The following is a 24,073-nucleotide window of genomic DNA, read 5'->3' on the forward strand; positions in this document are numbered from 1 at the left end:
TGCGCCTCAGATGCCGCGCGCGCGCTCCGACTTGAAGCGCGCGCGGAATTCCGTGAAGGTGCCCGCCTCGAGCGATTCGCGGACCTCGCGCATCAGGTTCAGGTAGTAGTGCAGGTTGTGGATGGTGGCGAGCATCGGCCCGAGCATCTCGGCGCAGCGGTCGAGGTGGTGCAGGTAGGCACGGCTGAAGCCCTCGCGCCCGCCGTCGTTCCAGCTCACGCCCGAGGTGCCCGCGCAGGCATGGCAGGTGCAGCTCGGGTCGATGGGCTGCGGATCGCTCTTGTGGCGCGCATTGCGCATCTTCAAGTCGCCGAAGCGCGTGAACAGCGTGCCGTTGCGCGCATTGCGGGTCGGCATCACGCAGTCGAACATGTCGACGCCGTCGGCCACGCCCTGCACCAGGTCTTCGGGCGTGCCCACGCCCATCAGGTAGCGCGGCTTGTTCGTGGGCAGCCGGTGCGGCGTGTGGCCCATGATGTGCAGCATCTCTTCCTTGGGCTCGCCCACGCTCACGCCGCCGATGGCGTAGCCCGGAAAGTCCATCTCCACCAGCGCCGCGAGCGATTCCTCGCGCAGGTTCTCGAACATGCCGCCCTGCACGATGCCGAACAGCGCGTTCGGATTCTGGAGCCGCGCGAACTCGTGCTGGCAGCGCTTGGCCCAGCGCAGGCTCAGCTCCATCGAGATGCGCGCCTCGGCCTCGGTCGTGATGTGGCCCTTGGTGTCGTAGGGCGTGCACTCGTCGAACTGCATCACGATGTCGCTGTTGAGGATAGTCTGGATCTGCATCGAGACCTCGGGCGTGAGGAACAGCTTGTCGCCGTTGACGGGCGAGGCGAACTTCACGCCTTCCTCGCTGATCTTGCGCATCGCGCCCAGCGACCAGACCTGGAAGCCGCCCGAGTCGGTGAGGATGGGCTTGTTCCATTTCTCGAACGAATGCAGCCCGCCGAAGCTGGCCATCACGTCGAGGCCGGGGCGCATCCACAGGTGGAAGGTGTTGCCCAGGATGATCTGCGCGCCCATCTCCTCGAGGCTGCGCGGCATCACGCCCTTGACGGTGCCGTAGGTGCCCACGGGCATGAAGATCGGCGTCTGCACCACGCCATGGTTGAGCGTGAGCGTGCCGCGGCGCGCGTGGCTCGCGGGATCGGTCTTGAGGAGCTCGAACTTCAGGCGCGGCAGGGAGGACGTGGTGGCGGTCATTTCTGGGGGGCGGCGCCGGTGTCCGGCAGCAGCATCAGGATGGTACGGTTGAAGTCTTCGACGGCGAGCAGGCGGCCCTGCCGGTCGACGGTGATGCCGGTGGGGCGGCCCATCGGCCGCACGCCGGCCTTGGGGCTCCAGCCGGCGAGCCATTCGATCGGCTTGCCCGACGGCAGGCCGCGCGCATCGAGCTTGTAGCCCACCACGCGGTGGCCGGGCGGCTGGTGGCCGCGCCAGGCGACCAGCAGCTGGCCCGCGAAGCGGCTGCCCGCGGGCCCGGTGATCATCTGCAGTGGCGCGGCGTGCGCGGGCCAGAGCATCAGCGGCGCCTCTGTGGCCTTGCAACCCGGCCGGTTCTCGTAGCCGCGCGCGGGCTGGCGGTTGCCCACGCAATAGGGCCAGCCGTAGTCGCGCCCGGCCTGCAGCCGGTTCAGCTCTTCGGGCGGCTGGCCCACGTCTTCGTAGTCGATGGAGTTCTCGCCCTGCAGCACGGTGCCCTTGGCGGGGCCGTCCGGCAGCACGGTCAAGGCGACCGAGTTGCGCAGGCCGGTGGCAAAAGGCTTGAAGCTCTGCAGCTTGTGGTCCGGCCCGGCGAGCACGGCCTCGTACACCGCGGCGCGCGGCTTCGGCCCGGCCAGGTCGGGGCAGGGCAGCGGGTATTGCTTCGACGAGGCATCGCGGCAGGCATCGGAGTCGGAGCCGACGTTGACGTAGAGCCGCCCGTCCGGGCCGAAGGCCAGTTCCTTGAGCGGATGCGTGCCGTCGCCCGGCAGGCCGTCGATCACCGTTTCGCGCTGCAGCGCGCCGCCGGGCGAAGGGATGGGTGTGCGCCAGATCGTGCCCGACTCGCCGATGTAGATCCTGCCGTCGGGTCCGGCGGCAAGGCCGAGCGGCCGGTCGAGCTGCTCGGCCAGCACGCTGAAGCGCGCGCGCCGCGGCGCCGGGCCCTCGGTGGGCAGCACCATCTCGAGCAGGCGGCCGCGGCGCGGCTCCCATGAGCCCATGTCGACGACCCAGTAGCGGCCCGGCGCCACCTCGAGGATGCGCCGGGGCGCACGCAGGCCCTGGGCCTCGTCGGCCAGCAGCGCGACGCAGGTGCCCGCGGGGCTGCCGATGTCCAGCCGCGCATAGCCGCCGCACAGGCCCTGCGGCGTGTAGCCGCGTGCTTGGACGGCCACGGGCAGCAGCAGCGCGCATCCGAATGCGATCGCGGCCAGCGAGGAGCGGATGGTGTTGAGGGGTTTCATGCGGGAGCAGCGCGCGCCAGCAGCATGGCGTCGCCGTAGCTGAAGAAGCGGTAGTGCTGCGCGATGGCGTGGGCATAGAGCGCCATCACGTGTTCATAGCCTGCAAAGGCCGAGACCAGCATCATCAGCGTGCTCTTGGGCAAGTGGAAGTTGGTGACCAGCAGGTCGACATGCTCGAACACGAAGCCCGGCGTGATGAAGATGCGCGTGTCGCCCGTGGCCTCGCCGCTCTTGGCCCACGATTCGAGCGTGCGCACGGTGGTGGTGCCGACCGCGACCACGCGGCCGCCGCGCGCCTTGCACTCGGCAATCGCGCGCTGCGTGGCCTCGGGCACTTCGTAGCGCTCGGCATGCATCGTGTGCTCTGCAATGTTCTCGGTCTTGACCGGCTGGAAGGTGCCGGCGCCCACGTGCAGCGTGACGCTGGCGCGCTGCACGCCGCGCGTTTCGAGCTCGGCCAGCAGCGCTTCGTCGAAATGCAGCGCGGCCGTCGGCGCGGCCACGGCGCCGGGCACGCGCGCGAACACGGTCTGGTAGCGGCGCTCGTCGTCGGCCGAATCGCTGTGCGTGATGTAGGGCGGCAGCGGCACATGCCCGCAGCGGGCCATCAACGCGTAGGGGTCTTCGCCGGCGTCGCTCTCGAGGCCGAAGCGGAACAGCGCGCCGTCTTCCTCGGGCCAGCGGCCCCGCAGCGTGGCGCGAAAGCCGCCGACCATCTGCAGCGTGGTGCCCACCGGCGGCTTCTTGCTGACCTTCATGTGCGCCACGACCTCGTGGCCCTGCAGCACGCGCTCGACCAGCAGTTCGAGCTTGCCGCCGGTCGGCTTCTCGCCGAACAGGCGCGCCTTGACCACGCGCGTGTCGTTGAAGACCAGCAGGTCGCCCGCGCGCAGCAGCGAGGGCAGGCTCTTGAAGATGCGGTCGGCCGGGGTGCTGCCGGTGCCGTCGAGCAAACGGGAGGCGGTGCGTTCGGAGGCCGGGTGTTGTGCCACCAGCTCGGGCGGCAAGTCGAAATCGAAATCGGAAAGCGTGAAGGCGCGCATGGTGCTTGAGGGCCGGACGGGCCCGTGCCAAGGAGGCGTGGAAGATGGGAGCAAGACGTGGCCGGAGCCGGGCAGAATTGTCCCATGCCCGCTTCCGCGAAGTCCGTGCCGCCCGAAAAGACCACAAGCCCGCCCGCCGCCGCCCCGGCCGCGCCCGGGGCCGGGCTGAGTGCCGTGCAGCGCGCGCTGCGCAAGCTCGGCCTGGTGCGCGACATCGACTTCGCGCTCTACCTGCCGATGCGCTACGAGGACGAGACGCGCATCGTGCGCCTGGCCGACACGCGCGACGGCGACATGGCGCAGGTCGAGGGCGTGGTGACCGAATGCGAGGTAGTGTTCCGCCCGCGCCGGCAGCTGATTGCGACCATCGACGACGGCAGCGACACCTGCCAGCTGCGCTTCTTCAATTTCTACCCCTCGCAGCAGAAGCAGCTGGCCGTCGGCGCGCGCGTGCGCGTGCGGGGCGAGATGCGCGGCGGCTTCGTCGGGCGGCAGATGATGCATCCCACCGTCAAGGCGGCCGGCACGGCATTGCCGCAGGCACTGACGCCGGTCTACTCGACCATTGCCGGGCTGCCGCAGCCGGTGCTCCGGCGCGAGGTGCGCTCGGGCCTGGCGCGCGCGGTGCTCGACGAGACGATTCCCGTGCAGATCGGATGGCGCGGCGCCTGGGACCTGCGCAGTTCTCTGACCTTCCTGCACTACCCGACACCCGACGTGGCCATGGCCACGCTCGAAGACCACAGCCATCCGGCATGGCAGCGCATCAAGGCGGAAGAGCTGCTCGCGCAGCAGCTCTCGCAATTGCAGGCGCGGCTGGAGCGCGCGGCGCAGCGGGCGCCGATGCTGCCTTCCTCGGCCGAGCCGCAGGCAAGCTCGCTGCATGCGCAACTGCTCGCGGTGCTGCCCTTCGGCCTGACCGGCGCGCAGCAGCGCGTGGGCGAGGAAATCACGCGCGACCTCGGCCGCGAGATCCCGATGCACCGGCTGCTGCAGGGTGACGTGGGCTCGGGCAAGACCGTGGTGGCGGCGCTCGCGGCGGCGCGCTGCATCGATGCGGGCTTCCAGTGCGCGCTGATGGCGCCGACCGAGATCCTCGCGGCCCAGCACTTCGGCAAGCTGGTCGGCTGGCTCGATCCGCTCTTGGCCGAGCGCGGCCTGCGCGTGGCCTGGCTCACCGGCAGCCAGAAGAAGAAGGAGCGCGACGCAATGTCGGCCGCGGTCGAGAGCGGCGAGGCGGCGCTGGTCATCGGCACCCATGCCGTCATTTCGGAGAAGGTGCGCTTCAAGAACCTCGCATTGGCGATCATCGACGAGCAGCACCGCTTCGGCGTGGTGCAGCGGCTCGCGCTGCGCGGCAAGGCCGCGGGCCACCTCGAGCCGCACCTGCTGATGATGAGCGCCACCCCGATCCCGCGCACGCTGGCGATGAGCTACTACGCCGACCTGGACGTTTCCACGCTCGACGAGCTGCCGCCGGGCCGCACGCCCATCGTCACCAAGCTGGTGGCCGACCACCGGCGCGAGGAGGTGATCGACCGCATCCAGGCGCAGATCGCGCAGGGCCGGCAGGTCTACTGGGTCTGCCCGCTGATCGAGGAGAGCGAAGCGGTCGACCTGCGCAACGCCACCGAGACGCGCGACGAGCTCGCCGATGCGCTCGGCGCGGCCGTCAACGTCGGGCTGCTGCATTCGCGCATGCCCACGGCCGAGAAACAGGCGGTGATGGCCGCCTTCACGGCCAACGAGATCCAGGTGCTGGTGAGCACCACGGTGATCGAGGTGGGCGTGGACGTGCCGAACGCCTCGCTGATGGTGATAGAGCATGCCGAGCGCTTCGGGCTCTCGCAGCTGCACCAGCTGCGCGGCCGCGTGGGCCGCGGCGCCGCGGCCTCGGCCTGCGTGCTGCTCTACGCGCCGGGCGACAGCGGCCGTGTCGGCGAAGCGGCCCGCGCCCGGCTCAAGGCCATGGCCGAAACCAGCGATGGTTTCGAGATCGCGCGGCGCGACCTCGAGATCCGCGGCCCCGGCGAATTCCTGGGAGCGCGCCAGTCGGGCGCACCGCTGCTGCGCTTTGCCGACCTCAGCACCGACACGATGCTGCTCGACTGGGCGCGCGAACTCGCGCCGCTGATGCTCGACAAGCACCCCGAGCTGGCCCAGCGCCACATCGACCGCTGGCTCGGCACCAAGGCCGAGTACCTGAAGGCCTGAAGGCGCTCGCTCAGGCGGCGGGGCGGCGCGTGAAGGCCAGCAGCAGCCCGAAGCCGACCATCATGCTGCCGCTCACCTTGTTGAACCAGCGCATCGCGCGGCTGCCGTTGGCGAGCCGGCGCATGCGGGCGCCGAGCATCGCGTAGAGCGCGATCGCAACCACTTCGAGCAGCAGGAAGGTGGTGCCCAGCAGCAGGTAGCTGGTGGCATAGGCCCCCGGGCACCACGAACTGCGGAAAGAAGGCCGTGAACACCAGGATCGCCTTGGGATTGCCCGCTGCCACGGTGAACTCCTGGCGCACCAGCGCGCGCATCGAGGGCGGCGCGGCCGCGTCCGCTGCCTGCGCCTCGGCCGCCGGCGCCGGGGCGCGCAGCAGGCGGACGCCGATCCACACAAGGTAGGCGGCGCCGATGTACTTGATGACGTCGAAGGCCAGCTCCGACGCGACCAGCACCGCGCCCATGCCCAGGCCCGCGATGGCGATCATGATGGCGAAGGCCGCGAGGCGCCCGCCGGCCGCGATGACCGCCGGCGAGACGCCGTGGCGCGCGCCGTTGGTGACCGACAGCAGGTTGTTGGGGCCGAAAGCCATGTTGATGGCGAAGCAGGCCGGCAGGAACAGCAGATAGGTGGACAAGGTCATGGCTGCACCGGTGTCGATGGGGCCACCATTATCCGCAGGCCGACCCCAGAGAACGCTCGGTCACGGACGCTTGCGCATAATTGAAGCAAGCTATGACTCTCACCGAACTCAAATACATCGTCGCAGTGGCCCGCGAACGGCACTTCGGCAAGGCGGCCGAGGCCTGCTACGTCTCCCAACCGACGCTCTCGGTGGCCATCAAGAAGCTCGAGGACGAACTCGAGGTCAAGCTCTTCGAGCGCAGTGCCGGCGAAGTCACCGTCACGCCGCTCGGCGAGCAGATCGTGCAGCAGGCGCAGAGCGTGCTCGACCAGGCCGCCAGCATCAAGGAAATCGCCAAGCGCGGGAAAGACCCGCTGGCCGGCCCGCTGAACCTCGGCGTGATCTACACCATCGGCCCTTACCTGCTACCCGACCTGGTGCGGCAGGTGATCGCGCGCACGCCGCAGATGCCATTGGTGCTGCAGGAGAACTTCACTGCCAAGCTGCTCGAGATGCTGCGTGCCGGCGAGATCGACTGCGCGATCATGGCCGAGCCCTTTCCCGACACCGGCCTGGCCATGGCGCCGCTGTACGACGAGCCCTTCATGGCGGCGCTGCCCACGAAGCACAAGTTCGCCGACCGCGAATCGGTCACTTCGGAAGAGCTGCAGAACGAGACCATGCTGCTGCTGGGTACCGGCCACTGCTTTCGCGACCACGTGCTCGAGGTCTGCCCCGAGTTCGCGCGCTTCTCGAGCAACGCCGAGGGCATCCGCAAGAGCTTCGAGGGCTCGTCGCTCGAGACCATCAAGCACATGGTGGCATCGGGCATGGGCGTGACGCTGGTGCCGCGCCTGTCGGTGCCGGCCGAAGCGCTCAAGCCCAAGGTCAAGGGACGCAAGGAGCCCGAGCAGATGGTGCGCTACCTGCCGGTGCGCGACGCGCAGGACCGCGATCCGCCGACGCGGCGCGTGGTGCTGGCCTGGCGCCGCACCTTCACGCGCTACGAGGCAATCGCGGCCTTGCGCAACGCGATCTATGCCTGCGAGCTGCCGGGCGTCAAGCGGCTGTCGTAGAGGCAAAGACGAGAATTTGGCCTACGCGGCCGCCGTTCGAATTCGTTGATCGCCGGGATAGAGTGGCGCTGTTGCGAAGCCGCGGGTCGGCTTTCAGAATAACGGCGTGTTCCGCAAAACCTGAAGAAAGAATTTCCAGCCATGGCCAAAGCATCGAAGAAAGCATCGTCGTCCGGCAAGGTGCCCAAGAAGGGCGGCACTGTGGTGGCGCAGGAATCGGGCAGCCGCAATGCGCCCCTCATCAACATCGGCATCGAGCGCCAGGACCGCGCCGCGATTGCCGAGGGCCTGAGCCGCGTGCTGGCCGACACCTACACGCTCTACCTCACGACCCACAACTTCCACTGGAACGTGACGGGGCCGCACTTCAACTCGCTGCATGCGATGTTCATGGGCCAGTACACAGAGCTCTGGGGCGCCACCGACATCATTGCCGAGCGCATCCGCGCGCTGGGCCACTACGCACCGGGCTCCTACGCCGAGTTCAGCAAGATCGCCACCGTGCCCGACGTGCCGCAGACCCCGCCCAAGGCGATGGAGATGGTGCGCATCCTGGTCAAGGGCCACGAAACCGTGTCGCGCATCGCACGCGAATTCATCCCCGTGGCCGAGGAAGCCGGCGACGACCCGACGGCCGACATGCTGACAGCGCGCTGCACCGTGCACGACCAGACCGCCTGGATGCTGCGTTCGCTGCTCGAGGACTGACCCTCCGAGCCCGCGAACCCAGGAGCGGCACAATGGCCGCTCTTTTTTTGCCTGCCGCATGCTTGCCCGCCGTTTTGCGCTCTATCTCGACCTGATCCGCTGGAACCGCCCCGCCGGCTGGCTGCTGCTGCTGTGGCCCACGCTGGGCGCGCTCTGGTTCGCGGCCGAAGGCTGGCCGGGCTGGCACCTGCTGGCCGTGTTCGTGCTGGGCACCATCCTGATGCGCAGCGCGGGCTGCTGCGTCAACGACGTGGCCGACCGCGACTTCGACCGCCACGTGAAGCGGACCGCCCAGCGGCCGGTGACCAGCGGCGCGGTCTCGGTCAGGGAGGCGCTGGTGTTGGGTGCGGTGCTGGCGCTCGTGGCCTTCGGGCTGGTGCTCACGACCAACCGGCTCACCATCCTGTGGTCGTTCGCGGCGCTGGCCATCACCTTGGCCTATCCCTTCGCCAAGCGCTTCGTGTCGGTCCCGCAGGCGGTGCTCGGCATTGCCTTCAGCTTCGGCATCCCGATGGCTTTTGCGGCGGTGCAAGCCAGCGTGCCCGTGTTCGCCGCCTGGCTGCTGGCCGGCAACCTGTTCTGGGTGCTGGCCTACGACACCGAATACGCGATGGTCGACCGCGACGACGACCTCAAGATCGGCATGAAGACCTCGGCCATCACCTTCGGCCGCTTCGACGTGGCGGCGGTGATGCTGAGCTACGCGGTCTTCCTTGCGGTGTGGGCCTGGGCCGGCGCGAGCCGGTCGCTGGGGGCCCCGTTCTTCGTGGGGATCGCCGTGGCCGCGGGACAGGCCGCCTGGCACTGGCGGCTGATCCGCGAGCGCACGCGCGACGGCTGCTTCAAGGCCTTCCGGCTGAACCACTGGCTCGGCTTCACCGTGTTTGCCGGCATCGCGGCCGGCTACGCCCTTCGCTAGCTAGAAAGACAGGACGCACATGCTCGATCGCCTGACGCAGAAGATCGGCCAGGAAGGCCTGTCCGGATGGCACCTCATCACGCAGGAGATGGTCGACCGGTACGCGGCGCTCTCGGGCGACGGCGAGGGCGAGTGGATCCATCTCGATCCGGAGCGCGCCGCCCGCGAGGCGAACTACGGCGGAACGATCGTGCCGGGCTTCTTCCAGGTGTCGCACCTGATCCGGCTGACCGGCGAGGCCATGCGGACGCTGCTGCCCTTCGATGCGAATCACGCGCTGAACTATGGATTCGACCGCTTGCGCTTCGTCAGGCCGATGCCGGTCGGCGCGCGCTTCCGGGCGCGTGTGCGCATTCTCGAGGCGACGCCCAAGCCCGGAGAGAGCTTCCTGCTGAAGGAGGCGGTGCTGCTCGAGCTCGAGGACGGCACCGTCACGCTGGCGGCCGAGTGGCTGGTCTTCCTCGGGCCGCGCGCATTGGCGGCCTGACGAGGCTCAGGCGCGGCCGAATTCCTCGCCCAGCTCGGCGGCGCGCTTCTGCGCCGCACGGATGGCGGCCTTGAACTTCGCCTTGACGTCGGCGCCCTCGAGCGCGCTGATTGCCGCGTGGGTGGTGCCGCCCTTGGAGGTCACGCGTTCGCGCAGCACCGACGGCGGCTCGGTGGCGCTGTGCGCAAGCGCCGAAGCGCCAGTGAAGGTGCCGATGGCCAGCCGCTGGGCCTGCTCGAGCGGCAGGCCCATCTCGACGCCGGCTTCAGTCATGGCCTCGATGAAATAGAACACATAGGCCGGGCCGGAGCCGGACATGGCCGTCACCGCGTCGAGCGCGGCTTCGTCGTCGACCCACAGCAGCTCGCCGGTCGGCGCCAGCAGCTGCCCGACCAGCGCGCGGTCGGCAGCGTCCACCGCGGCCCGCGCAAAGAGGCCGGTCATGCCCTGGCCCACCAGCGCCGGTGTGTTGGGCATGGCGCGCACCACGCGCTCGCTGCCGAGCCAGCGCGCAATGCTGCCCGACGGAATGCCGGCCGCCACGCTCAGGTGCAGTGCGTTGGCCGCGAATGCGCGCACCGGGACGGCCGCGTCCGCAAAAGTCTGCGGCTTGACCGCCCACACCACCACCGAGCAGCGCGAAAGGGCGTCGCCGGCCTCGGCGTGAGCGGCAATGCCGAAGGATTGCGCGAGCTTGGTGCGGGCCTCCTCGAAGGGCTCGACCACCTCGAAGCTGCCGGCGGGCGTACCCTGCTTGATGAGGCCGCCGATGATGGCGCTGGCCATGTTGCCGCCGCCGATGAAGGCGATCGGAGGCAGCGGCGGCGGTGCGGTGCGGGGCAGGAAGGTGACGGCGATGGTCATGGTCGGTCGGTGTATTCGAATGCCGCGAACTGGGTTGTCTGCAGCGGGTTGAAATTGTCGTCGCTCACGACCACCAGCATGCACTTGCCGTCCGGCAGCGGCGGTCCCCAGCACATGCCCTCGGTGTTGTCGAGGCGCGAAAGGCCGAGCCAGGCGAAGTCGGCGACCAGGGTTTTCGGCGCGGCGCGGTGGTTGTCCGCGGCGAGCGCGTCGATGGCCAGCACGTCGGTGGCGTTGCGGGTATCGATTTCGTACAGGCGCAGCGAGTTTCCGGCGCCGGTGGCATAGGCGCGTTCCAGCACCAGCATGCGGTCGGCGTCGAGCATCAGGATCTCGCTGACGCCGTTGTCTGCATGGCTGCCAGGAATGAGCGGCCGCAGCGGGATCGCATCGGGCACATAGGCGATCTGGCGCGTGGCCTGGCCGGTCTCCAGGTCGATCCGGGTCAGCCGGCAGGGACCGCCCGGCACCCGCGTGGTGGGAACCGGGCCGTCCTGGATCAGCGCGTTTTCCATGCCAAGCCAGGCGTGGCGGCCGTCGGGCGCCAGCGCCAGGCCCTCGAGGCCCAGGTTGTCGCGCGGGCCGCGGCGCCGGGCCGGATCGGGGTTGAACATGGCCGGCAGCGCGAACTCGCGCAGCAGGCGGCCGTCGCGCGCCGACTCGTACAAGGCCGGGCCGAATCCCCGGCCCACATCGCCTTCGCTCGTCCAGAGCAGGGTTCCGGCGCCTGGGCGCAGGCGCAGCGATTCGGGGTCCGGAACCGGGGTGCCGGGCTCGGCGCGGCGCCGCGCAGGCCAGGGACCGCCGCCCGGGCGTTGCAGCTGCACGACACCTTTCGGTTCGGGTGGCAGCGCCCAGGGAGGCGCCCATTGCGCCACATAGAAACGCGCAGGATCGAGGTCTGACCGATCGTCGCTGAGCAGCAGGTACTCACTTCTTTCTGCGTCGTAGTCGATGCCCGAGAGGCCGCCGGCGGTCGTGCCCTGTATATTCAGCCGGTGCGGCCAGTGCGCCTCGGCAAGGCGGCGCAGCCGCTGTGGCCCCGCCGGCGGAATGGCCGCCAGACTGCGGCAGCCAGCCAATCCCAGCCCTGCGAGCCCCGCCGCCATGGCGCCCGCGCCCGCCAGCAGCCGGCGGCGCATGGGCGATACGGGGCCTGGATCGAAGGTGCGCACGCCGCCGAGTCTAGTTCCAGTTCGATTCGATCTCAGAAGGCAGTTGACATGCCTTGGCCTGCGTGCAACAATCGCAGGCTTCGCTTCAAAAGGCGAAGCTTTCAGCCCAAAGCGGAAGTGCCTCGAGTGGTTCGAGGTGCGGACGACGGGCCCAAGACTGACCGCAGCGTTTCCCTCCCGGAGGCGCATCGGTACAAGTTGGGAACTACTAGCAATGATCCAAACTGAATCCCGGCTCGAAGTGGCCGACAACACAGGCGCGAAGTCCGTCCTGTGTATCAAGGTGCTCGGTGGCTCCAAGCGGCGTTATGCCAGCGTGGGCGACGTCATCAAGGTGAGCATCAAGGAAGCCGCTCCGCGTGGTCGCGTCAAAAAGGGCGAGATCTACAGCGCAGTGGTGGTCCGCACCGCCAAGGGCATCCGTCGCGCCGACGGTTCGCTCGTCAAATTCGATGGCAACGCAGCCGTGTTGCTCAACGCCAAGCTGGAGCCGATCGGCACCCGCATCTTCGGACCGGTGACGCGCGAGCTGCGCACCGAAAAGTTCATGAAGATCGTGTCGCTGGCCCCCGAAGTTCTCTAAGGACAACAACGCCATGAACAAGATTCGCAAAGGCGACCAGGTCATCGTGTTGGCCGGGCGCGACAAAGGCAAGCGCGGCACCGTCTCGCTGCGCAAGGATGATTCGCACCTCGTCGTCGAGGGCGTGAACATCGTCAAGAAGCACGCCAAGCCGAACCCTCTCAAGGGTACGACCGGCGGCATCGTCGAGAAGACCATGCCCATCCACCAATCCAACGTGGCGATCTTCAATGCCGCGACCGGCAAGGCCGATCGCGTGGGCATCAAGATCACCCAGGGTGCTGACGGCAAGCGCGTGGCTGTTCGCGTCTTCAAGTCCAGCGGCGACGAAATCAAGTTCGCCTAAGAGGTACTCACATGGCACGTCTCCAACAACACTATCGCGAAAAGATCGCGAAAGACCTGACGGAAAAGTTCGGCTACAAGTCGCCGATGCAGGTCCCCCGCCTCACCAAGATCACGCTCAACATGGGCGTGGGTGAAGCTGTCGCCGACAAGAAGGTCCTGGACAACGCAGTTGCCGACCTGACCAAGATCGCCGGCCAGAAGCCCGTGGTCACCAAGTCGAAGAAGGCCATCGCCGGTTTCAAGATCCGCGAAAACCAGCCGATCGGCTGCATGGTCACGCTGCGTGGCGTGCAGATGTATGAGTTCCTGGACCGTTTCGTGACCATCGCGCTGCCGCGTGTTCGCGACTTCCGCGGCATTTCCGGCCGTGCGTTCGACGGCCGTGGCAACTACAACATCGGCGTCAAGGAACAGATCATTTTCCCCGAGATCGAATACGACAAGGTCGATGCCCTGCGCGGTCTCAACATCAGCATCACGACGACGGCCAAGACCGACGAAGAAGCCAAGGCGCTTCTCGCTGGTTTCCGTTTCCCGTTCAAGAACTGAGGCGCACCGTGGCTAAACAATCCCTGATCCAACGCGAACTCAAGCGCGACAAGCTGGTCGCCAAGTACGCTGCGAAGCACGCGGAACTGAAGGCAATCTCCAACGACCTGAAGAAGAGCGACGAAGAGCGCGCTGCTGCCCGCCTGGGCCTGCAGAAGCTTCCGCGCAACGCGAACCCCACGCGCCAGCGCAACCGTTGCGAAATCACCGGTCGCCCCCGTGGCACCTTCCGTCAATTCGGTCTGGCCCGCGCCAAGATCCGCGAACTGGCCTTCAATGGCGACATCCCCGGTGTCACCAAGGCCAGCTGGTAAGCCAGGCAGGAGCAAACAACATGAGCATGAGTGATCCCATTGCCGACCTGCTGACGCGTATCCGTAACGCGCAGATGGTGGCGAAGCCCACTGTGTCGGTCCCGTCTTCCAAGGTGAAGATCGCGATCTCGCAGGTCCTGAAGGACGAAGGCTATATCGACGGTTTCCAGGTCAAGACCGAAGACGGCAAGACCGAACTCGTCATTACCCTGAAGTACTACGCTGGCCGTCCGGTCATCGAGCGCATCGAGCGCGTGAGCCGTCCCGGCCTGCGCGTCTACAAGGCCAGCGCTTCCATTCCGCAAGTCCAGAACGGCCTGGGCGTCGCGATCGTCACGACCCCCAAGGGCGTGATGACCGACCGCAAGGCGCGCGCTACCGGTGTCGGTGGCGAAGTGCTGTGCTACGTCGCCTAACCGAGACATCGAGGAGTAACTGAAATGTCCCGAGTAGGAAAAATGCCGATCACCATCCCCGCAGGCGTGGATGTGTCGATCAAGGAAGACCAGATCAGCGTCAAGGGCACGGGCGGCACGCTCAACCTTGCACGCAACCCCCTGGTCAAGGTCGTCAGCAACGACGGCAAGCTGAATTTCGAGCCCGCCAACGATTCGCGTGAAGCGAACGCGATGAGCGGCACGATCCGCCAGCTGGTGAACAACATGGTGGTTGGCGTGACCAAGGGCTTCGAGAAGAAGCTCAACCTGGTCGGCGTCGGCTACAAGGCTGCAGCGTCCAACAACAAGTTGAACCTGCAAGTCGGCTATTCGCACCCGGTCAACATCGACATGCCGCAAGGCATCACGGTGGCCACTGCAACGCCGACCGAAATCGTGATCAAGGGTGCTGACCGTCAGCGCGTTGGTCAAATCGCCGCTGAGATCCGCGCTGTTCGTCCGCCTGAGCCCTACAAGGGCAAGGGCATCCGTTATTCGGACGAGAAGATCGTGATCAAAGAGACCAAGAAGAAGTAAGGGGCAGCAAAATGATGTTGACCAAAAAAGCACAGCGTCTTCGCCGCTCGCGCCAGACCCGCATCCGCATCGCGACGCAGGGCGTGGCCCGTCTGACGGTGAACCGCACCAACCTGCACATCTATGCCACCGTCATCTCCGACGACGGCACCAAGGTGATCGCCACCGCATCGACGGCCGAAGCCGAAGTGCGCGCTGCACTCGGCGGTTCGGGCAAGGGCGGCAATGCCGCCGCTGCAACGGCCATCGGCAAGCGCATCGCTGAAAAGGCGAAGGCTGCCGGCGTCGAGAAGGTCGCCTTCGACCGCGCTGGTTTCGCGTACCACGGCCGCGTCAAGGCGCTGGCCGACGCTGCCCGCGAAGCCGGCCTGCAGTTCTAAACGGACACGAGATTCAAAATGGCAAAGATTCAAGCAAGAACGCAGAACGAAGGCCCTGAAGACGGTTTGCGCGAGAAGATGATCGCGATCAACCGCGTCACCAAGGTGGTGAAGGGTGGTCGTATCCTCGGTTTCGCAGCACTCACCGTCGTGGGCGACGGCGACGGCCGCGTCGGCATGGGCAAGGGCAAGTCCAAGGAAGTGCCTGCTGCCGTGCAGAAGGCGATGGAAGAAGCCCGTCGCAACCTGGCCAAGATCTCGATCAAGAACGGCACGCTGCATCACCGCGTGACGGGCCATTGGGGCGCTGCCTCGGTGGTCATGATCCCGGCCCCGAAGGGTACCGGCATCATCGCCGGCGGCCCGATGCGCGCCGTGTTCGAAGTCATGGGCATCACCGACATCGTGGCCAAGAGCCATGGTTCGTCGAACCCCTACAACATGGTTCGCGCCACGCTCGACGGGTTGAAGAACTCGACGACCGCGTCCGAAGTGGCTGCCAAGCGCGGCCTGACCGTCGAAGAAATCTTCGCCTGAGCGCAAGCTCTCGCAAGGCTGAAGGAAGCATTCAAATGACGACGCAACAACAAACCCTCAAGGTGCAATTGGTCAAGAGCCCGATTGGCACCAAGGAATCGCATCGCGCGACCGTGCGTGGCCTCGGCCTGCGCAAGCTCAACAGCGTGAGCGAGCTGCAGGACACCCCGGCGGTGCGCGGCATGATCAACAAGATCAGTTATCTGGTCAAAGTTCTGTAAGAGAGACTGATATGGAACTCAATGGCATCAAGCCGGCAGCTGGCGCCAAGCACGCCAAGCGCCGCGTCGGCCGCGGTATCGGCTCCGGTATCGGCAAGACCGCAGGCCGCGGTCACAAGGGTCAGAAGTCGCGCGCAGGCGGCTTCCACAAGGTCGGCTTCGAAGGCGGTCAAATGCCGCTGCAGCGCCGCCTGCCCAAGCGCGGCTTCAAGTCGCACCTGCTGAAGTTCAACGCCGAAGTCACGCTGACTGCCCTCGAGCAGCTCGGCCTGGCCGAAGTGGACATCCTGGCGCTCAAGCAAGCCGGCCTCGTGGGCCAGCTCGCCAAGGTCGTCAAGATCGTCAAGACCGGTGAACTCACCAAGGCCGTCAAGCTGACGGGCGTGGGTGCAACCGCTGGTGCCAAGGCTGCGATCGAAGCAGCCGGCGGCAGCGTCGCCTGATCACACTGGACTGAAAGAAGTTCTTCGTGGCAACTAACGCGGCAACGATCGCAAAGACAGGCAAGTTCGGCGACCTGCGTCGCCGGCTCGTCTTCTTGCTGCTCGCGCTCGTGGTCTATCGGATCGGCGCGCACATTCCTGTGCCGGGCATCAACCCGGATCAGCTGGCGGCGTTGTTCCAGGGCCAGCAGGGCGGCATCCTGAGCCTGTTCAACATGTTCTCGGGCGGGGCGCTGTCGCGCTTCACCGTGTTCGCGTTGGGGATCATGCCGTACATCTCGGCGTCGATCATCATGCAGCTGATGACCTACGTGCTTCCGACCTTCGAGCAATTGAAGAAGGAAGGCGAGGCCGGCCGCCGCAAGATCACGCAGTACACGCGCTATGGCGCGCTCGGCCTGGCCCTGTTCCAGTCGTTCAGCATTGCAGTGGCGCTCGAGTCTTCGGCCGGCCTGGTCATCTCGCCCGGTTTCGGCTTCCGCCTGACCGCCATGGTGAGCCTCACGGCAGGTTCGATGTTCCTGATGTGGCTCGGCGAGCAGATCACCGAACGGGGCCTGGGCAACGGCATCTCGATCCTGATCTTTGCAGGTATCGCGGCCGGTCTGCCCAATGCCATCGGCGGCCTCGCTTCGCTGGTGACCACCGGTGCGATGAACCCGATCATTGCGCTCTTCATCATCGCGATCGTGGTGCTGGTCACCTACTTCGTGGTGTTCGTCGAACGCGGCCAGCGCAAGATCCTCGTGAACTATGCGCGGCGCCAGGTCGGCAACAAGGTCTATGGCGGCCAGTCGTCGCACCTGCCCTTGAAGCTGAACATGGCCGGCGTGATTCCGCCGATCTTCGCCTCCTCGATCATCCTGCTGCCCGCAACGGTGGTCGGCTGGTTCAGCACCGGCGAAGGTGGTTTCGGCTGGATCAAGGACGTGGCCGGCGCACTGCGTCCGGGCGAGCCGATCTACGTGCTGCTGTACGCTGCCGCGATCGTTTTCTTCTGCTTCTTCTACACGGCACTCGTGTTCAACAGCAAGGAAACGGCCGACAACCTGAAGAAGAGCGGTGCATTCATTCCGGGCATCCGTCCGGGTGACCAGACCGCTCGCTATATCGACAAGATTCTGGTTCGCCTGACGTTGGCTGGCGCGGTGTACATCACCTTCGTCTGCCTGCTGCCCGAGTTCCTGATCCTGAAGTACAACGTCCCGTTCTACTTCGGTGGTACCTCCCTGCTGATCATCGTGGTCGTCACGATGGACTTCATGGCCCAGGTGCAAAACTACATGATGTCCCAGCAGTACGAATCGCTGCTGAAGAAGGCCAACTTCAAGACATCGTAGGGCTGTGAGTTTCAGTATTGAGAATTTGGGTGTGGGCGGTGTACCGCCACGTTAAACAGTTTTAGGAGAATGAAATGAGAGTTTCGGCTTCGGTCAAAACCATCTGCCGTAATTGCAAGGTCATCCGCCGTAAAGGTGTGGTGCGTGTGATTTGCACCGACCCGCGCCACAAGCAGCGCCAGGGTTGATTGAAGAGTATTAGAGGACGCACATGGCACGTATTGCTGGCATCAACATTCCGCCGCACAAGCACGCTGAAATCGGCCTGACCGCCATCTTCGGCATCGGTCGCACCCGCGCCCGTCAGATCTGCGAAGCGAGCGGCATCGAATATTCGAAGAAGATCAAGGACCTGACTGACGCCGATCTCGAAAAGATCCGCGACCAGATCGCCTTGTTCACCATCGAAGGCGATCTGCGTCGCGAGACGACGATGAACATCAAGCGTTTGATGGACATCGGCTGCTATCGCGGCTTCCGTCACCGTCGCGGCCTGCCGATGCGCGGCCAGCGCACGCGCACCAATGCCCGCACCCGCAAGGGTCCGCGCAAGGCAGCGCAGTCCCTGAAGAAATAAGGATAGACCAGCATGGCTAAAGCACCTGCAAACAACGCCGCACAGCGCGTTCGCAAGAAGGTTCGCAAGAACGTTGCGGACGGCATCGCCCACGTGCATGCCTCGTTCAACAACACCATCATCACGATCACCGATCGCCAGGGCAACGCCCTGTCGTGGGCTTCGTCGGGTGGCCAGGGCTTCAAGGGCTCGCGCAAGTCGACCCCGTTCGCTGCGCAGGTGGCTTCCGAAGTGGCCGGCCGTGCTGCTGTCGAACAAGGCATCAAGAACCTCGACGTCGAGATCAAGGGCCCCGGCCCCGGTCGCGAATCGTCGGTGCGCGCACTGGCTGCGCTCGGCATCCGGATCAATTCCATTGCCGACGTGACGCCCGTTCCGCACAACGGCTGCCGTCCCCAGAAGCGTCGCCGCATCTGATCGTCAGTCCGCAAGGCGCAGCCGGCTTTTGAGCGGCTGCGCATTTGTTTTTTTACTAAGCCCACCGCCATCCGCGTCTTCGCCGATGGCTCCCGCAGGCAACTGCGGCAGATGACACAAAGGAAAAATCGTGGCACGCTACCTCGGCCCCAAGGCCAAACTCTCCCGCCGTGAAGGCACCGACCTGTTCCTCAAGAGCGCCCGCCGCTCCATCCAGGACAAGGCCAAGTTCGATTCCAAGCCCGGCCAGCATGGCCGCACTTCGGGTCAGCGTACCTCCGACTACGGCCTGCAGCTGCGCGAAAAGCAGAAGGTCAAGCGCATGTACGGCGTGCTCGAGAAGCAGTTCCGCCGCTACTTCGAAGAAGCCGACCGCCGCCGTGGCAACACCGGCGCCAACCTGCTGTTCATCCTCGAATCGCGCCTGGACAACGTCGTCTACCGCATGGGCTTCGGCTCGACGCGCGCCGAAGCGCGCCAGCTCGTGTCGCACAAGGCGATCACGGTGAATGGCCAGTCGGTCAACATCCCGTCGTACCTGGTGAAGACCGGCGACGTGATCGCCGTTCGCGACAAGTCGAAGAAGCAGACCCGCATTGCCGAAGCGCTCCAGCTCGCCCAGCAGGTCGGTATCCCGGCCTGGGTCGAAGTGAACGCCGACAAGGCCGAAGGTACCTTCAAGAAGGTGCCCGATCGCGACGAATTCGCAGCCGACATCAACGAATCGCTGATCGTCGAACTGTACTCGCGCTAAGCGGGCGACAACGGGCCGCGCTTTGCGGTCCGCTTTTGATTTTTTTGTTCCCATCGGGAGGCACTCCCGACGGGTGCTTCACCAGCCTTACCGGTGTAACGAGCCGGGGGTATTGAGAGGAAGTCTGCATGCAAACCACCCTGCTGAAACCCAAGACCATCCAGGTCGAGCAACTTGCCGCCAACAAGGCCAAGGTCACGCTCGAGCCTTTCGAGCGCGGCTACGGCCACACGCTCGGCAACGCGCTGCGCCGCGTCCTGCTGTCGTCGATGGTCGGTTATTCGGCCACTGAAGTCACGATCGCCGGCGTGCTGCACGAGTACTCGTCGATCGACGGCGTGCAGGAAGATGTCGTCAACATCCTGCTGAATCTCAAGGGCGTGGTGTTCAAGCTCCACAACCGCGACGAAGTCACGCTGAGCCTGCGCAAGGACGGCGAAGGCCCGGTGCTGGCGTCGGACATCCAGACCCCGCACGACGTCGAGATCATCAACCCCGACCACGTGATCGCGCACCTGTCGCAAGGCGGCAAGCTCGATATGCAGATCAAGGTCGAAAAGGGCCGCGGCTACGTGCCCGGCACGATGCGCCGCTATGCCGACGAGCCGACCAAGTCGATCGGCCGCATCGTCCTGGACGCCTCGTTCTCGCCCGTCAAGCGCGTGAGCTACACGGTCGAAAGCGCCCGTGTCGAACAGCGCACCGACCTGGACAAGCTGCTGGTCGAGATCGAAACCAACGGTGCGATCACCGCCGAAGACGCCGTGCGCGCCTCGGCTAAAATCCTGGTTGAACAGCTGGCCGTGTTCGCGCAGCTCGAGGGCGGCGAACTGGCTGCATTCGATGCGCCGGCACCGCGCAGCGCACAGCAATTCGATCCGATCCTGCTGCGCCCTGTCGACGAGCTCGAGCTCACCGTGCGTTCGGCCAACTGCCTGAAGGCCGAAAACATCTACTACATCGGCGACCTGATCCAGCGCACCGAGAACGAGCTGCTCAAGACCCCGAACCTGGGTCGCAAGTCGCTCAACGAAATCAAGGAAGTGCTTGCCTCGCGCGGCCTGACCTTGGGTATGAAGCTTGAAAGCTGGCCGCCGGCCGGCCTCGACAAGCGTTGATTTTTGAAAATTGAGCCCATGAGGGCTCGTGCCCGGGCAGTACCTGATACGGCTGCCTGTTTAATAAAGTAAAGGAAAGCACCATGCGTCACGGACACGGACTCCGCAAACTCAACCGCACCAGCTCGCACCGCCTTGCGATGCTGCAGAACATGATGAATTCGCTCATCGAGCACGAAGTCATCAAGACCACGGTCCCCAAGGCCAAGGAACTGCGCCGCGTCATCGAACCGATGATCACGCTCGCCAAGAAGCCCACGGTTGCCAACAAGCGCCTGGCCTTCGACCGCCTGCGCGACCGCGACAGCGTCGTCAAGCTCTTCGGCGAACTCGGCCCGCGCTTCGCAGCGCGTCCGGGCGGCTACACCCGCATCCTGAAGATGGGTTTCCGCGTTGGCGACAATGCACCCATGGCTCTGGTCGAACTGGTCGACCGTCCTGAAATTAAAGAAGAAGCCGCCGAGCAAGGCGCTGCTGAATAAGGTATAATTCCATCTTGCCGCGCGATGGAGCAGCCTGGTAGCTCGTTGGGCTCATAACCCAAAGGTCGCAAGTTCAAATCTTGCTCGCGCAACCAATTTAAAAGGCCCTTTGAATTTCAAAGGGCCTTTTTCTTTGGCCCGCCGATCTTCAGGTCGGCAGATCCATGCACCCATGCCATGAAAAATGCCCTCGCGAAGAGGGCATTCCTGTTTGCGCCGCACGGGGCGGCTTCCCGCAGGTGTTCCGTCAGTCTGGAATGACCGCCGTGACCTCGATCTCGACCTTGGCGCGGTGCTCGACCAGCGCCGCCACCTGCACGCAGGTCATGGCCGGGAAATTGCGCCCCATCGCGTCGCGATACACCGGGCCGAGTTCGCCGAGGCGGCGGCTGTATTCGTCGCGGTCGGTCACGTACCAGGTCATGCGCACCATGTGCTCGGGGCCGGCGCCGGCTTCGCGCAGCACCTCGGCGATGTTGCGCAGCGCCAGGCCGCATTGCTCGATGAAGTCGTCCGACTCGAACTGCTGCTGCGCATTCCAGCCGATCTGGCCGCCGACGAACACCATGGTGCCGCGTGCGGCCACGCCATTCGCATAGCCCTTGGGGGGCAACCAGCCCGGGGGCTGCAAGAGTTTGTTCATCATGATGGGGTGGTCTCGTTGAGTTGTCTCAGTTTGAATCGCTGGAGCTTGCCGGTCTCGGTGCGCGGCAGCACCGGCACGAACTCGATCTCCCGCGGGTATTTGAAGGGCGCGATGGTGGCCTTCACATGGTCCTGCAGCGCCTTGACGAGCGCGGCGTCGCCTTCGTGGCCGGGCTTGAGCACGCAGAAGGCCTTCACGATCATGCCGCGGTCGGCGTCGGGCTTGCCGATCACGCCGCACTCGGCCACGGCCGGGTGCTTGAGCAGCGCATCCTCGACCTCGGGCCCGCCGACGTTGTAGCCGGCCGTGATGATCATGTCGTCGGCGCGCGCCTGGTAGAAGAAGTAGCCGTCGTCGTCCTGCACGAACGAATCGCCGGGGTAGTTCCAGCCGTTCTTCACGTAGTCGGCCTGGCGCGGGTCGTCCAGGTAGCGGCAGCCCACGGGCCCCTGCAGCGCCAGCTTGCCGACCGTGCCGCGCGGCACTTCGTTGCCCTGGTCGTCCACCACCTTGGCGGTGAAGCCGGGCACCACCTTGCCGACCGCGCCGCGGCGCACCTGGTCGCCCGCGGCCGAGATGTAGATGTGGAACACCTCGGTGCCGCCGATGCCGTCGAGCATCTCGATGCCGGTGGCTTCCTTCCACAGCTGGCGCGTGGCGTCGGGCAGCGCCTCGCCCGCGCTCACGCAGATGCGCAGGCTCGGCGCGCCGTGCTGCCGCACGAAGGGCGCCATCTGGCGATAGAAGGTGGGGGCCGTGTAGCAGATGGTCGCGCCAACCTCGTTGATGAGCTTCACTAAACCTTCGGGCGTGAAGGGCGCATCGGCAAAGTACACCGAGGCGCCGGCCCACATCGGGAACACCAGCAGGCCGCCGAGCCCGAAGGTGAAGGCCAGCGGCGGCGAGCCGATCACGATGTCGTCGCTGCGCGCCCGCAGCACGTGGCGCGGCCAGGTTTGGCACATCGCGAGCACGTCGCGGTGCGTGGTGACCGGCGCCTTGGGCTTGCCCGTGGTGCCGGAGGTGAACGCGAGCAGGGCGATGTCGTCCGACGCCGTGGGGCAGGCGGTGAACACGCCGCTCTTGCCGGCCGCGCGTGCCGACAGCGAATCGGGCGCATCGGGTTTGTTGAACGCGATCACCGATGCGAGCACAGGATGCTCCCGCTGCGCCAGCACGAGCTCGTCGAGCAGGCGCCCGTCGCACAGCGCCGCCACGGGGCGCGCCTTCTCGATGATCTCGCCCAGTTCCTTGGCGCGCAGCAGCGGCATGGTGGCCACCGCGATCAGGCCGGCCTTGACCACCGCGAGCCACGACAGCGCCATGGCCACCGAGTTGCCGCCGCGCAGCAGCACGCGGTTGCCGGGCACGAGGCCGAGGTCTTCGACCAGCACCTGCGCGATGCGGTTGACCTCGACGGCGGCCTGCGAATAGGTCAGCGTGCCGGCGGGCGAACGCAGCATCGGCTTGTCGCCGAAGCCCTTGGCGGGCGCCTTGTCCAGGAGCTCCTCGACCAGATTCAGCTGATCGGGCAGCTGCAGTTCCGGAAGGTCGTAGCGGAAGACCGGCAGCTGCTCGGCGGGCGGCAGGCGGTCGTGAACGAAGCGGTCGACTTGGGCTGACACGATGTTTATCCCCGCAAAACGGATTTGCCGATGATCAGTTGCTGAACCTCCGTCGCGCCTTCGTAGATGCGCAGCGAGCGGATGTCGCGGTAGAGGCTTTCAATCTTCGTGCCAACCTTCACGCCAAGGCCGCCGTGCATCTGCAGCGCCATGTCGATCACGCGGCTCGCGTTCTCGGTGGCGCACATCTTGGCCATGGCCGCGGCGGCCGACACGTCGCCCACCGCGGGAGCGCCGCGCTGTTCGGCGTCGTCGCGCATCCATGCGGCGCGGTAGGTGAGCAATGCGGCGCTGTCGATCAGCGCGGCCATCTCGCCGAGCTTGGCCTGCGTGAGCTGGAAATCGGCGAGCGTCTGGCCGAACATGCGCCGGCCCTTTGCATGCGCGACGGCTTCGGCGAGCGCGCGGCGTCCCATGCCCAATGCCGCCGCTGCAACGGAGGCACGGAAGATGTCGAGCGTGCGCATCGCGAGCTTGAAACCACCGTTGAGTTCGCCGAGCTGCGCCGCGCGCGGCACGATGCAGTCCTGGAAGCGCAGCGTGGCGAGCGGGTGCGGCGCCATCACGTCGATGTGCCCGGAGGTGTCGAGGCCGGCGGCGGTTGCGTCGACGATGAACGCCGTGATGCCGCGCGTGCCGCCCGCGGGATCGGTCTTGGCGAACAGGCAGTAGAAGTCGGCGATGCCGCCATTGCTGATCCAGGTCTTCTCGCCGTTGAGGCGCCAGCCGTCGGGCGTGGCTTCGGCGCGCATGGCCATGGCCGCCACGTCGGAGCCCGCATCGGGTTCGCTCAGAGCAAAGGCCGCGATCTTCTCGCCCTTGCCCACAGCTGTGAGGTAGTGCGACTGCTGCTCGGGCGTGCCCGCGAGCGTGATCGCGCCGCTGCCCAGCCCCTGCATCGCAAACGCGAAGTCCGCCAGCGGCGAGTGGTAGCCGAGCGTCTCGCGCAGCAGCACGAGCGCGCGTGAGTCGAGGCGCTCCAGCGCGCCGCCTGCGCTGCCGGGCACGGCATAGCGCAGCCAGCCGCCGTCGCCGAGGCGGCGCACCCATTCGCGGCAGGCCGCGCGGTCGTCGCGCTCGTCGACTTCCTGCGCGGCGCACCAGGGCAGCAGCTCGCTTGCGAGCGCGCGATGCGCGTCATCGAAGAACGGCAGCGCGAGGTGCGTTGTCGAGGGCGGTGCGGGGATCTTGGCCATCATG

The 24,073-nt window shown here is 66.3% G+C and carries 30 protein-coding genes, 1 tRNA gene and 1 pseudogene; 23 read left to right on the forward strand and 9 right to left on the reverse strand.

The genetic code is table 11. From position 1 onward, the window contains the following. Positions 1-6: 6 nt before the first annotated feature. From tgt to queA, 3 genes are read right to left on the reverse strand one after another with little or no spacing between them, the layout of a single operon-like run. Positions 7-1,206 carry a tRNA guanosine(34) transglycosylase Tgt gene (gene tgt, locus AC1DMS_RS18155; RefSeq protein ID WP_478181566.1) on the reverse strand — a complete coding sequence of 400 codons (1,200 nt, stop codon included), beginning with the start codon at positions 1,204-1,206 and terminating at the stop codon, positions 7-9. Further along, complete coding sequence (locus tag AC1DMS_RS18160) at positions 1,203-2,453, reverse strand: PQQ-dependent sugar dehydrogenase (protein ID WP_478181567.1); 1,251 nt, start codon at positions 2,451-2,453, stop codon at positions 1,203-1,205. Before AC1DMS_RS18160 ends, tgt begins: the two co-directional genes overlap by 4 nt. Beyond that, on the reverse strand, positions 2,450-3,496 hold the full coding sequence (gene queA, locus AC1DMS_RS18165) for a tRNA preQ1(34) S-adenosylmethionine ribosyltransferase-isomerase QueA (protein ID WP_478181568.1): 1,047 nt from the start codon (positions 3,494-3,496) through the stop codon (positions 2,450-2,452). Before queA ends, AC1DMS_RS18160 begins: the two co-directional genes overlap by 4 nt. Positions 3,497-3,580: 84 nt before the next feature. Here queA and recG point away from each other — a divergent pair, with 84 nt between their 5' ends. Next, positions 3,581-5,710, forward strand: a complete 2,130-nt coding sequence (gene recG, locus AC1DMS_RS18170; protein ID WP_478181569.1) for an ATP-dependent DNA helicase RecG — start codon at positions 3,581-3,583, stop codon at positions 5,708-5,710. A 10-nt stretch (positions 5,711-5,720) separates the two neighbouring features. On the opposite strand, the pseudogene AC1DMS_RS18175 reads toward recG, so the two are convergent. Then, positions 5,721-6,354: pseudogene (locus AC1DMS_RS18175) on the reverse strand (LysE family translocator). A gap of 92 nt (positions 6,355-6,446) precedes the next feature. Between AC1DMS_RS18175 and AC1DMS_RS18180 the strand changes: the two are divergent. From AC1DMS_RS18180 to AC1DMS_RS18195, 4 genes are all read left to right on the forward strand, one after another. Continuing rightward, positions 6,447-7,412, forward strand: a complete 966-nt coding sequence (locus tag AC1DMS_RS18180; RefSeq protein ID WP_015867805.1) for a LysR substrate-binding domain-containing protein — start codon at positions 6,447-6,449, stop codon at positions 7,410-7,412. 141 nt (positions 7,413-7,553) lie between these two features. Continuing rightward, on the forward strand, positions 7,554-8,120 hold the full coding sequence (locus tag AC1DMS_RS18185; protein ID WP_062364108.1) for a Dps family protein: 567 nt from the start codon (positions 7,554-7,556) through the stop codon (positions 8,118-8,120). A gap of 58 nt (positions 8,121-8,178) precedes the next feature. Then, positions 8,179-9,039: a 4-hydroxybenzoate octaprenyltransferase gene (ubiA, locus tag AC1DMS_RS18190; RefSeq protein ID WP_278877092.1), complete on the forward strand. Its 861-nt coding sequence runs from the start codon at positions 8,179-8,181 to the stop codon at positions 9,037-9,039. Between the two features lie 19 nt (positions 9,040-9,058). Continuing rightward, positions 9,059-9,526, forward strand: coding sequence for a MaoC/PaaZ C-terminal domain-containing protein (locus AC1DMS_RS18195; protein ID WP_478181570.1), 468 nt, complete (start codon positions 9,059-9,061; stop codon positions 9,524-9,526). 6 nt (positions 9,527-9,532) lie between these two features. On the opposite strand, the gene proC is transcribed toward AC1DMS_RS18195, so the two are convergent. Next, positions 9,533-10,390 (reverse strand): pyrroline-5-carboxylate reductase, encoded by an 858-nt coding sequence (gene proC, locus AC1DMS_RS18200; protein WP_478181571.1) that lies wholly within the window; start codon positions 10,388-10,390, stop codon positions 9,533-9,535. After that, entirely contained in the window at positions 10,387-11,532 is a 1,146-nt protein-coding gene (locus AC1DMS_RS18205) for an esterase-like activity of phytase family protein (RefSeq protein WP_478181597.1), read from the reverse strand. Before AC1DMS_RS18205 ends, proC begins: the two co-directional genes overlap by 4 nt. Before the next feature lie 247 nt (positions 11,533-11,779). On the opposite strand from AC1DMS_RS18205, the gene rplN reads away from it, so the two are divergent. The 18 genes from rplN to AC1DMS_RS18295 all read left to right on the forward strand — a co-directional run bounded on the left by rplN (position 11,780) and on the right by AC1DMS_RS18295 (position 20,697). Beyond that, entirely contained in the window at positions 11,780-12,148 is a 369-nt protein-coding gene (gene rplN / locus AC1DMS_RS18210; protein WP_009124801.1) for a 50S ribosomal protein L14, read from the forward strand. Between the two features lie 13 nt (positions 12,149-12,161). Continuing rightward, positions 12,162-12,494, forward strand: coding sequence for a 50S ribosomal protein L24 (rplX, locus tag AC1DMS_RS18215; protein WP_015867799.1), 333 nt, complete (start codon positions 12,162-12,164; stop codon positions 12,492-12,494). Between the two features lie 11 nt (positions 12,495-12,505). Beyond that, positions 12,506-13,045 carry a 50S ribosomal protein L5 gene (gene rplE / locus AC1DMS_RS18220; RefSeq protein ID WP_013544114.1) on the forward strand — a complete coding sequence of 180 codons (540 nt, stop codon included), beginning with the start codon at positions 12,506-12,508 and terminating at the stop codon, positions 13,043-13,045. 8 nt (positions 13,046-13,053) lie between these two features. Further along, positions 13,054-13,359 (forward strand): 30S ribosomal protein S14, encoded by a 306-nt coding sequence (rpsN, locus tag AC1DMS_RS18225; RefSeq protein WP_015867798.1) that lies wholly within the window; start codon positions 13,054-13,056, stop codon positions 13,357-13,359. 20 nt (positions 13,360-13,379) lie between these two features. Continuing rightward, complete coding sequence (gene rpsH / locus AC1DMS_RS18230) at positions 13,380-13,775, forward strand: 30S ribosomal protein S8 (protein WP_015867797.1); 396 nt, start codon at positions 13,380-13,382, stop codon at positions 13,773-13,775. A gap of 24 nt (positions 13,776-13,799) precedes the next feature. Beyond that, complete coding sequence (rplF, locus tag AC1DMS_RS18235; protein ID WP_278877078.1) at positions 13,800-14,333, forward strand: 50S ribosomal protein L6; 534 nt, start codon at positions 13,800-13,802, stop codon at positions 14,331-14,333. A 14-nt stretch (positions 14,334-14,347) separates the two neighbouring features. After that, positions 14,348-14,713, forward strand: coding sequence for a 50S ribosomal protein L18 (gene rplR, locus AC1DMS_RS18240; RefSeq protein WP_021012927.1), 366 nt, complete (start codon positions 14,348-14,350; stop codon positions 14,711-14,713). An 18-nt stretch (positions 14,714-14,731) separates the two neighbouring features. Continuing rightward, positions 14,732-15,250 carry a 30S ribosomal protein S5 gene (gene rpsE / locus AC1DMS_RS18245; protein ID WP_015867795.1) on the forward strand — a complete coding sequence of 173 codons (519 nt, stop codon included), beginning with the start codon at positions 14,732-14,734 and terminating at the stop codon, positions 15,248-15,250. A 35-nt stretch (positions 15,251-15,285) separates the two neighbouring features. Continuing rightward, entirely contained in the window at positions 15,286-15,471 is a 186-nt protein-coding gene (gene rpmD, locus AC1DMS_RS18250; RefSeq protein WP_009124818.1) for a 50S ribosomal protein L30, read from the forward strand. A gap of 11 nt (positions 15,472-15,482) precedes the next feature. Beyond that, positions 15,483-15,914, forward strand: coding sequence for a 50S ribosomal protein L15 (rplO, locus tag AC1DMS_RS18255; protein WP_015867794.1), 432 nt, complete (start codon positions 15,483-15,485; stop codon positions 15,912-15,914). 26 nt (positions 15,915-15,940) lie between these two features. Beyond that, positions 15,941-17,254 carry a preprotein translocase subunit SecY gene (secY, locus tag AC1DMS_RS18260; protein WP_015867793.1) on the forward strand — a complete coding sequence of 438 codons (1,314 nt, stop codon included), beginning with the start codon at positions 15,941-15,943 and terminating at the stop codon, positions 17,252-17,254. A 74-nt stretch (positions 17,255-17,328) separates the two neighbouring features. Continuing rightward, the gene (gene rpmJ / locus AC1DMS_RS18265; RefSeq protein ID WP_013544106.1) at positions 17,329-17,442 is read left to right on the forward strand and encodes a 50S ribosomal protein L36; all 114 of its coding nucleotides are present in this window, start codon (positions 17,329-17,331) and stop codon (positions 17,440-17,442) included. Between the two features lie 23 nt (positions 17,443-17,465). Then, on the forward strand, positions 17,466-17,831 hold the full coding sequence (gene rpsM, locus AC1DMS_RS18270; protein ID WP_013544105.1) for a 30S ribosomal protein S13: 366 nt from the start codon (positions 17,466-17,468) through the stop codon (positions 17,829-17,831). 12 nt (positions 17,832-17,843) lie between these two features. Beyond that, positions 17,844-18,248: a 30S ribosomal protein S11 gene (rpsK, locus tag AC1DMS_RS18275; protein WP_009124825.1), complete on the forward strand. Its 405-nt coding sequence runs from the start codon at positions 17,844-17,846 to the stop codon at positions 18,246-18,248. A gap of 130 nt (positions 18,249-18,378) precedes the next feature. Next, positions 18,379-19,002 (forward strand): 30S ribosomal protein S4, encoded by a 624-nt coding sequence (gene rpsD, locus AC1DMS_RS18280; protein ID WP_013544104.1) that lies wholly within the window; start codon positions 18,379-18,381, stop codon positions 19,000-19,002. Between the two features lie 128 nt (positions 19,003-19,130). Next, the gene (locus AC1DMS_RS18285; protein WP_009124827.1) at positions 19,131-20,120 is read left to right on the forward strand and encodes a DNA-directed RNA polymerase subunit alpha; all 990 of its coding nucleotides are present in this window, start codon (positions 19,131-19,133) and stop codon (positions 20,118-20,120) included. Positions 20,121-20,203: 83 nt separating this feature from the next. Further along, complete coding sequence (gene rplQ / locus AC1DMS_RS18290; RefSeq protein WP_015867792.1) at positions 20,204-20,602, forward strand: 50S ribosomal protein L17; 399 nt, start codon at positions 20,204-20,206, stop codon at positions 20,600-20,602. A gap of 18 nt (positions 20,603-20,620) precedes the next feature. After that, a tRNA-Met gene (locus AC1DMS_RS18295) sits at positions 20,621-20,697 on the forward strand. Positions 20,698-20,849: 152 nt separating this feature from the next. Here AC1DMS_RS18295 and AC1DMS_RS18300 read toward each other — a convergent pair. The 3 genes from AC1DMS_RS18300 to AC1DMS_RS18310 are packed head-to-tail and all read right to left on the reverse strand — an operon-like array spanning position 20,850 to position 24,072. Then, positions 20,850-21,248, reverse strand: a complete 399-nt coding sequence (locus tag AC1DMS_RS18300; protein ID WP_015867791.1) for a RidA family protein — start codon at positions 21,246-21,248, stop codon at positions 20,850-20,852. Next, on the reverse strand, positions 21,245-22,873 hold the full coding sequence (locus AC1DMS_RS18305) for an AMP-binding protein (protein ID WP_412512021.1): 1,629 nt from the start codon (positions 22,871-22,873) through the stop codon (positions 21,245-21,247). The genes AC1DMS_RS18300 and AC1DMS_RS18305 overlap by 4 nt, the downstream gene beginning before the upstream one ends. Before the next feature lie 5 nt (positions 22,874-22,878). After that, entirely contained in the window at positions 22,879-24,072 is a 1,194-nt protein-coding gene (locus tag AC1DMS_RS18310; protein ID WP_018905175.1) for an acyl-CoA dehydrogenase family protein, read from the reverse strand. Position 24,073: the final 1 nt, after the last annotated feature.

This window comes from Variovorax sp. 05T418, assembly GCF_056396385.1.

Bases quoted from the DNA above. Each gene is read 5' to 3' on its own strand.
- rpmJ (WP_013544106.1), top strand. From the start codon at position 17,329: ATGAGAGTTTCGGCTTCGGTCAAAACCATCTGCCGTAATTGCAAGGTC.
- AC1DMS_RS18185 (WP_062364108.1), top strand. From the start codon at position 7,554: ATGGCCAAAGCATCGAAGAAAGCATCGTCGTCCGGCAAGGTGCCCAAG.
- recG (WP_478181569.1), top strand. From the start codon at position 3,581: ATGCCCGCTTCCGCGAAGTCCGTGCCGCCCGAAAAGACCACAAGCCCG.
- rplE (WP_013544114.1), top strand. From the start codon at position 12,506: ATGGCACGTCTCCAACAACACTATCGCGAAAAGATCGCGAAAGACCTG.
- rpsE (WP_015867795.1), top strand. From the start codon at position 14,732: ATGGCAAAGATTCAAGCAAGAACGCAGAACGAAGGCCCTGAAGACGGT.
- rplF (WP_278877078.1), top strand. From the start codon at position 13,800: ATGTCCCGAGTAGGAAAAATGCCGATCACCATCCCCGCAGGCGTGGAT.
- AC1DMS_RS18285 (WP_009124827.1), top strand. From the start codon at position 19,131: ATGCAAACCACCCTGCTGAAACCCAAGACCATCCAGGTCGAGCAACTT.
- ubiA (WP_278877092.1), top strand. From the start codon at position 8,179: ATGCTTGCCCGCCGTTTTGCGCTCTATCTCGACCTGATCCGCTGGAAC.
- AC1DMS_RS18195 (WP_478181570.1), top strand. From the start codon at position 9,059: ATGCTCGATCGCCTGACGCAGAAGATCGGCCAGGAAGGCCTGTCCGGA.
- proC (WP_478181571.1), bottom strand. From the start codon at position 10,390: ATGACCATCGCCGTCACCTTCCTGCCCCGCACCGCACCGCCGCCGCTG.
- rpsH (WP_015867797.1), top strand. From the start codon at position 13,380: ATGAGCATGAGTGATCCCATTGCCGACCTGCTGACGCGTATCCGTAAC.
- tgt (WP_478181566.1), bottom strand. From the start codon at position 1,206: ATGACCGCCACCACGTCCTCCCTGCCGCGCCTGAAGTTCGAGCTCCTC.
- AC1DMS_RS18300 (WP_015867791.1), bottom strand. From the start codon at position 21,248: ATGATGAACAAACTCTTGCAGCCCCCGGGCTGGTTGCCCCCCAAGGGC.
- queA (WP_478181568.1), bottom strand. From the start codon at position 3,496: ATGCGCGCCTTCACGCTTTCCGATTTCGATTTCGACTTGCCGCCCGAG.
- AC1DMS_RS18160 (WP_478181567.1), bottom strand. From the start codon at position 2,453: ATGAAACCCCTCAACACCATCCGCTCCTCGCTGGCCGCGATCGCATTC.
- rpsK (WP_009124825.1), top strand. From the start codon at position 17,844: ATGGCTAAAGCACCTGCAAACAACGCCGCACAGCGCGTTCGCAAGAAG.
- rplN (WP_009124801.1), top strand. From the start codon at position 11,780: ATGATCCAAACTGAATCCCGGCTCGAAGTGGCCGACAACACAGGCGCG.
- AC1DMS_RS18205 (WP_478181597.1), bottom strand. From the start codon at position 11,532: ATGCGCCGCCGGCTGCTGGCGGGCGCGGGCGCCATGGCGGCGGGGCTC.
- AC1DMS_RS18180 (WP_015867805.1), top strand. From the start codon at position 6,447: ATGACTCTCACCGAACTCAAATACATCGTCGCAGTGGCCCGCGAACGG.
- rplR (WP_021012927.1), top strand. From the start codon at position 14,348: ATGTTGACCAAAAAAGCACAGCGTCTTCGCCGCTCGCGCCAGACCCGC.
- rplO (WP_015867794.1), top strand. From the start codon at position 15,483: ATGGAACTCAATGGCATCAAGCCGGCAGCTGGCGCCAAGCACGCCAAG.
- rpmD (WP_009124818.1), top strand. From the start codon at position 15,286: ATGACGACGCAACAACAAACCCTCAAGGTGCAATTGGTCAAGAGCCCG.
- AC1DMS_RS18310 (WP_018905175.1), bottom strand. From the start codon at position 24,072: ATGATGGCCAAGATCCCCGCACCGCCCTCGACAACGCACCTCGCGCTG.
- rplQ (WP_015867792.1), top strand. From the start codon at position 20,204: ATGCGTCACGGACACGGACTCCGCAAACTCAACCGCACCAGCTCGCAC.
- rpsM (WP_013544105.1), top strand. From the start codon at position 17,466: ATGGCACGTATTGCTGGCATCAACATTCCGCCGCACAAGCACGCTGAA.
- rplX (WP_015867799.1), top strand. From the start codon at position 12,162: ATGAACAAGATTCGCAAAGGCGACCAGGTCATCGTGTTGGCCGGGCGC.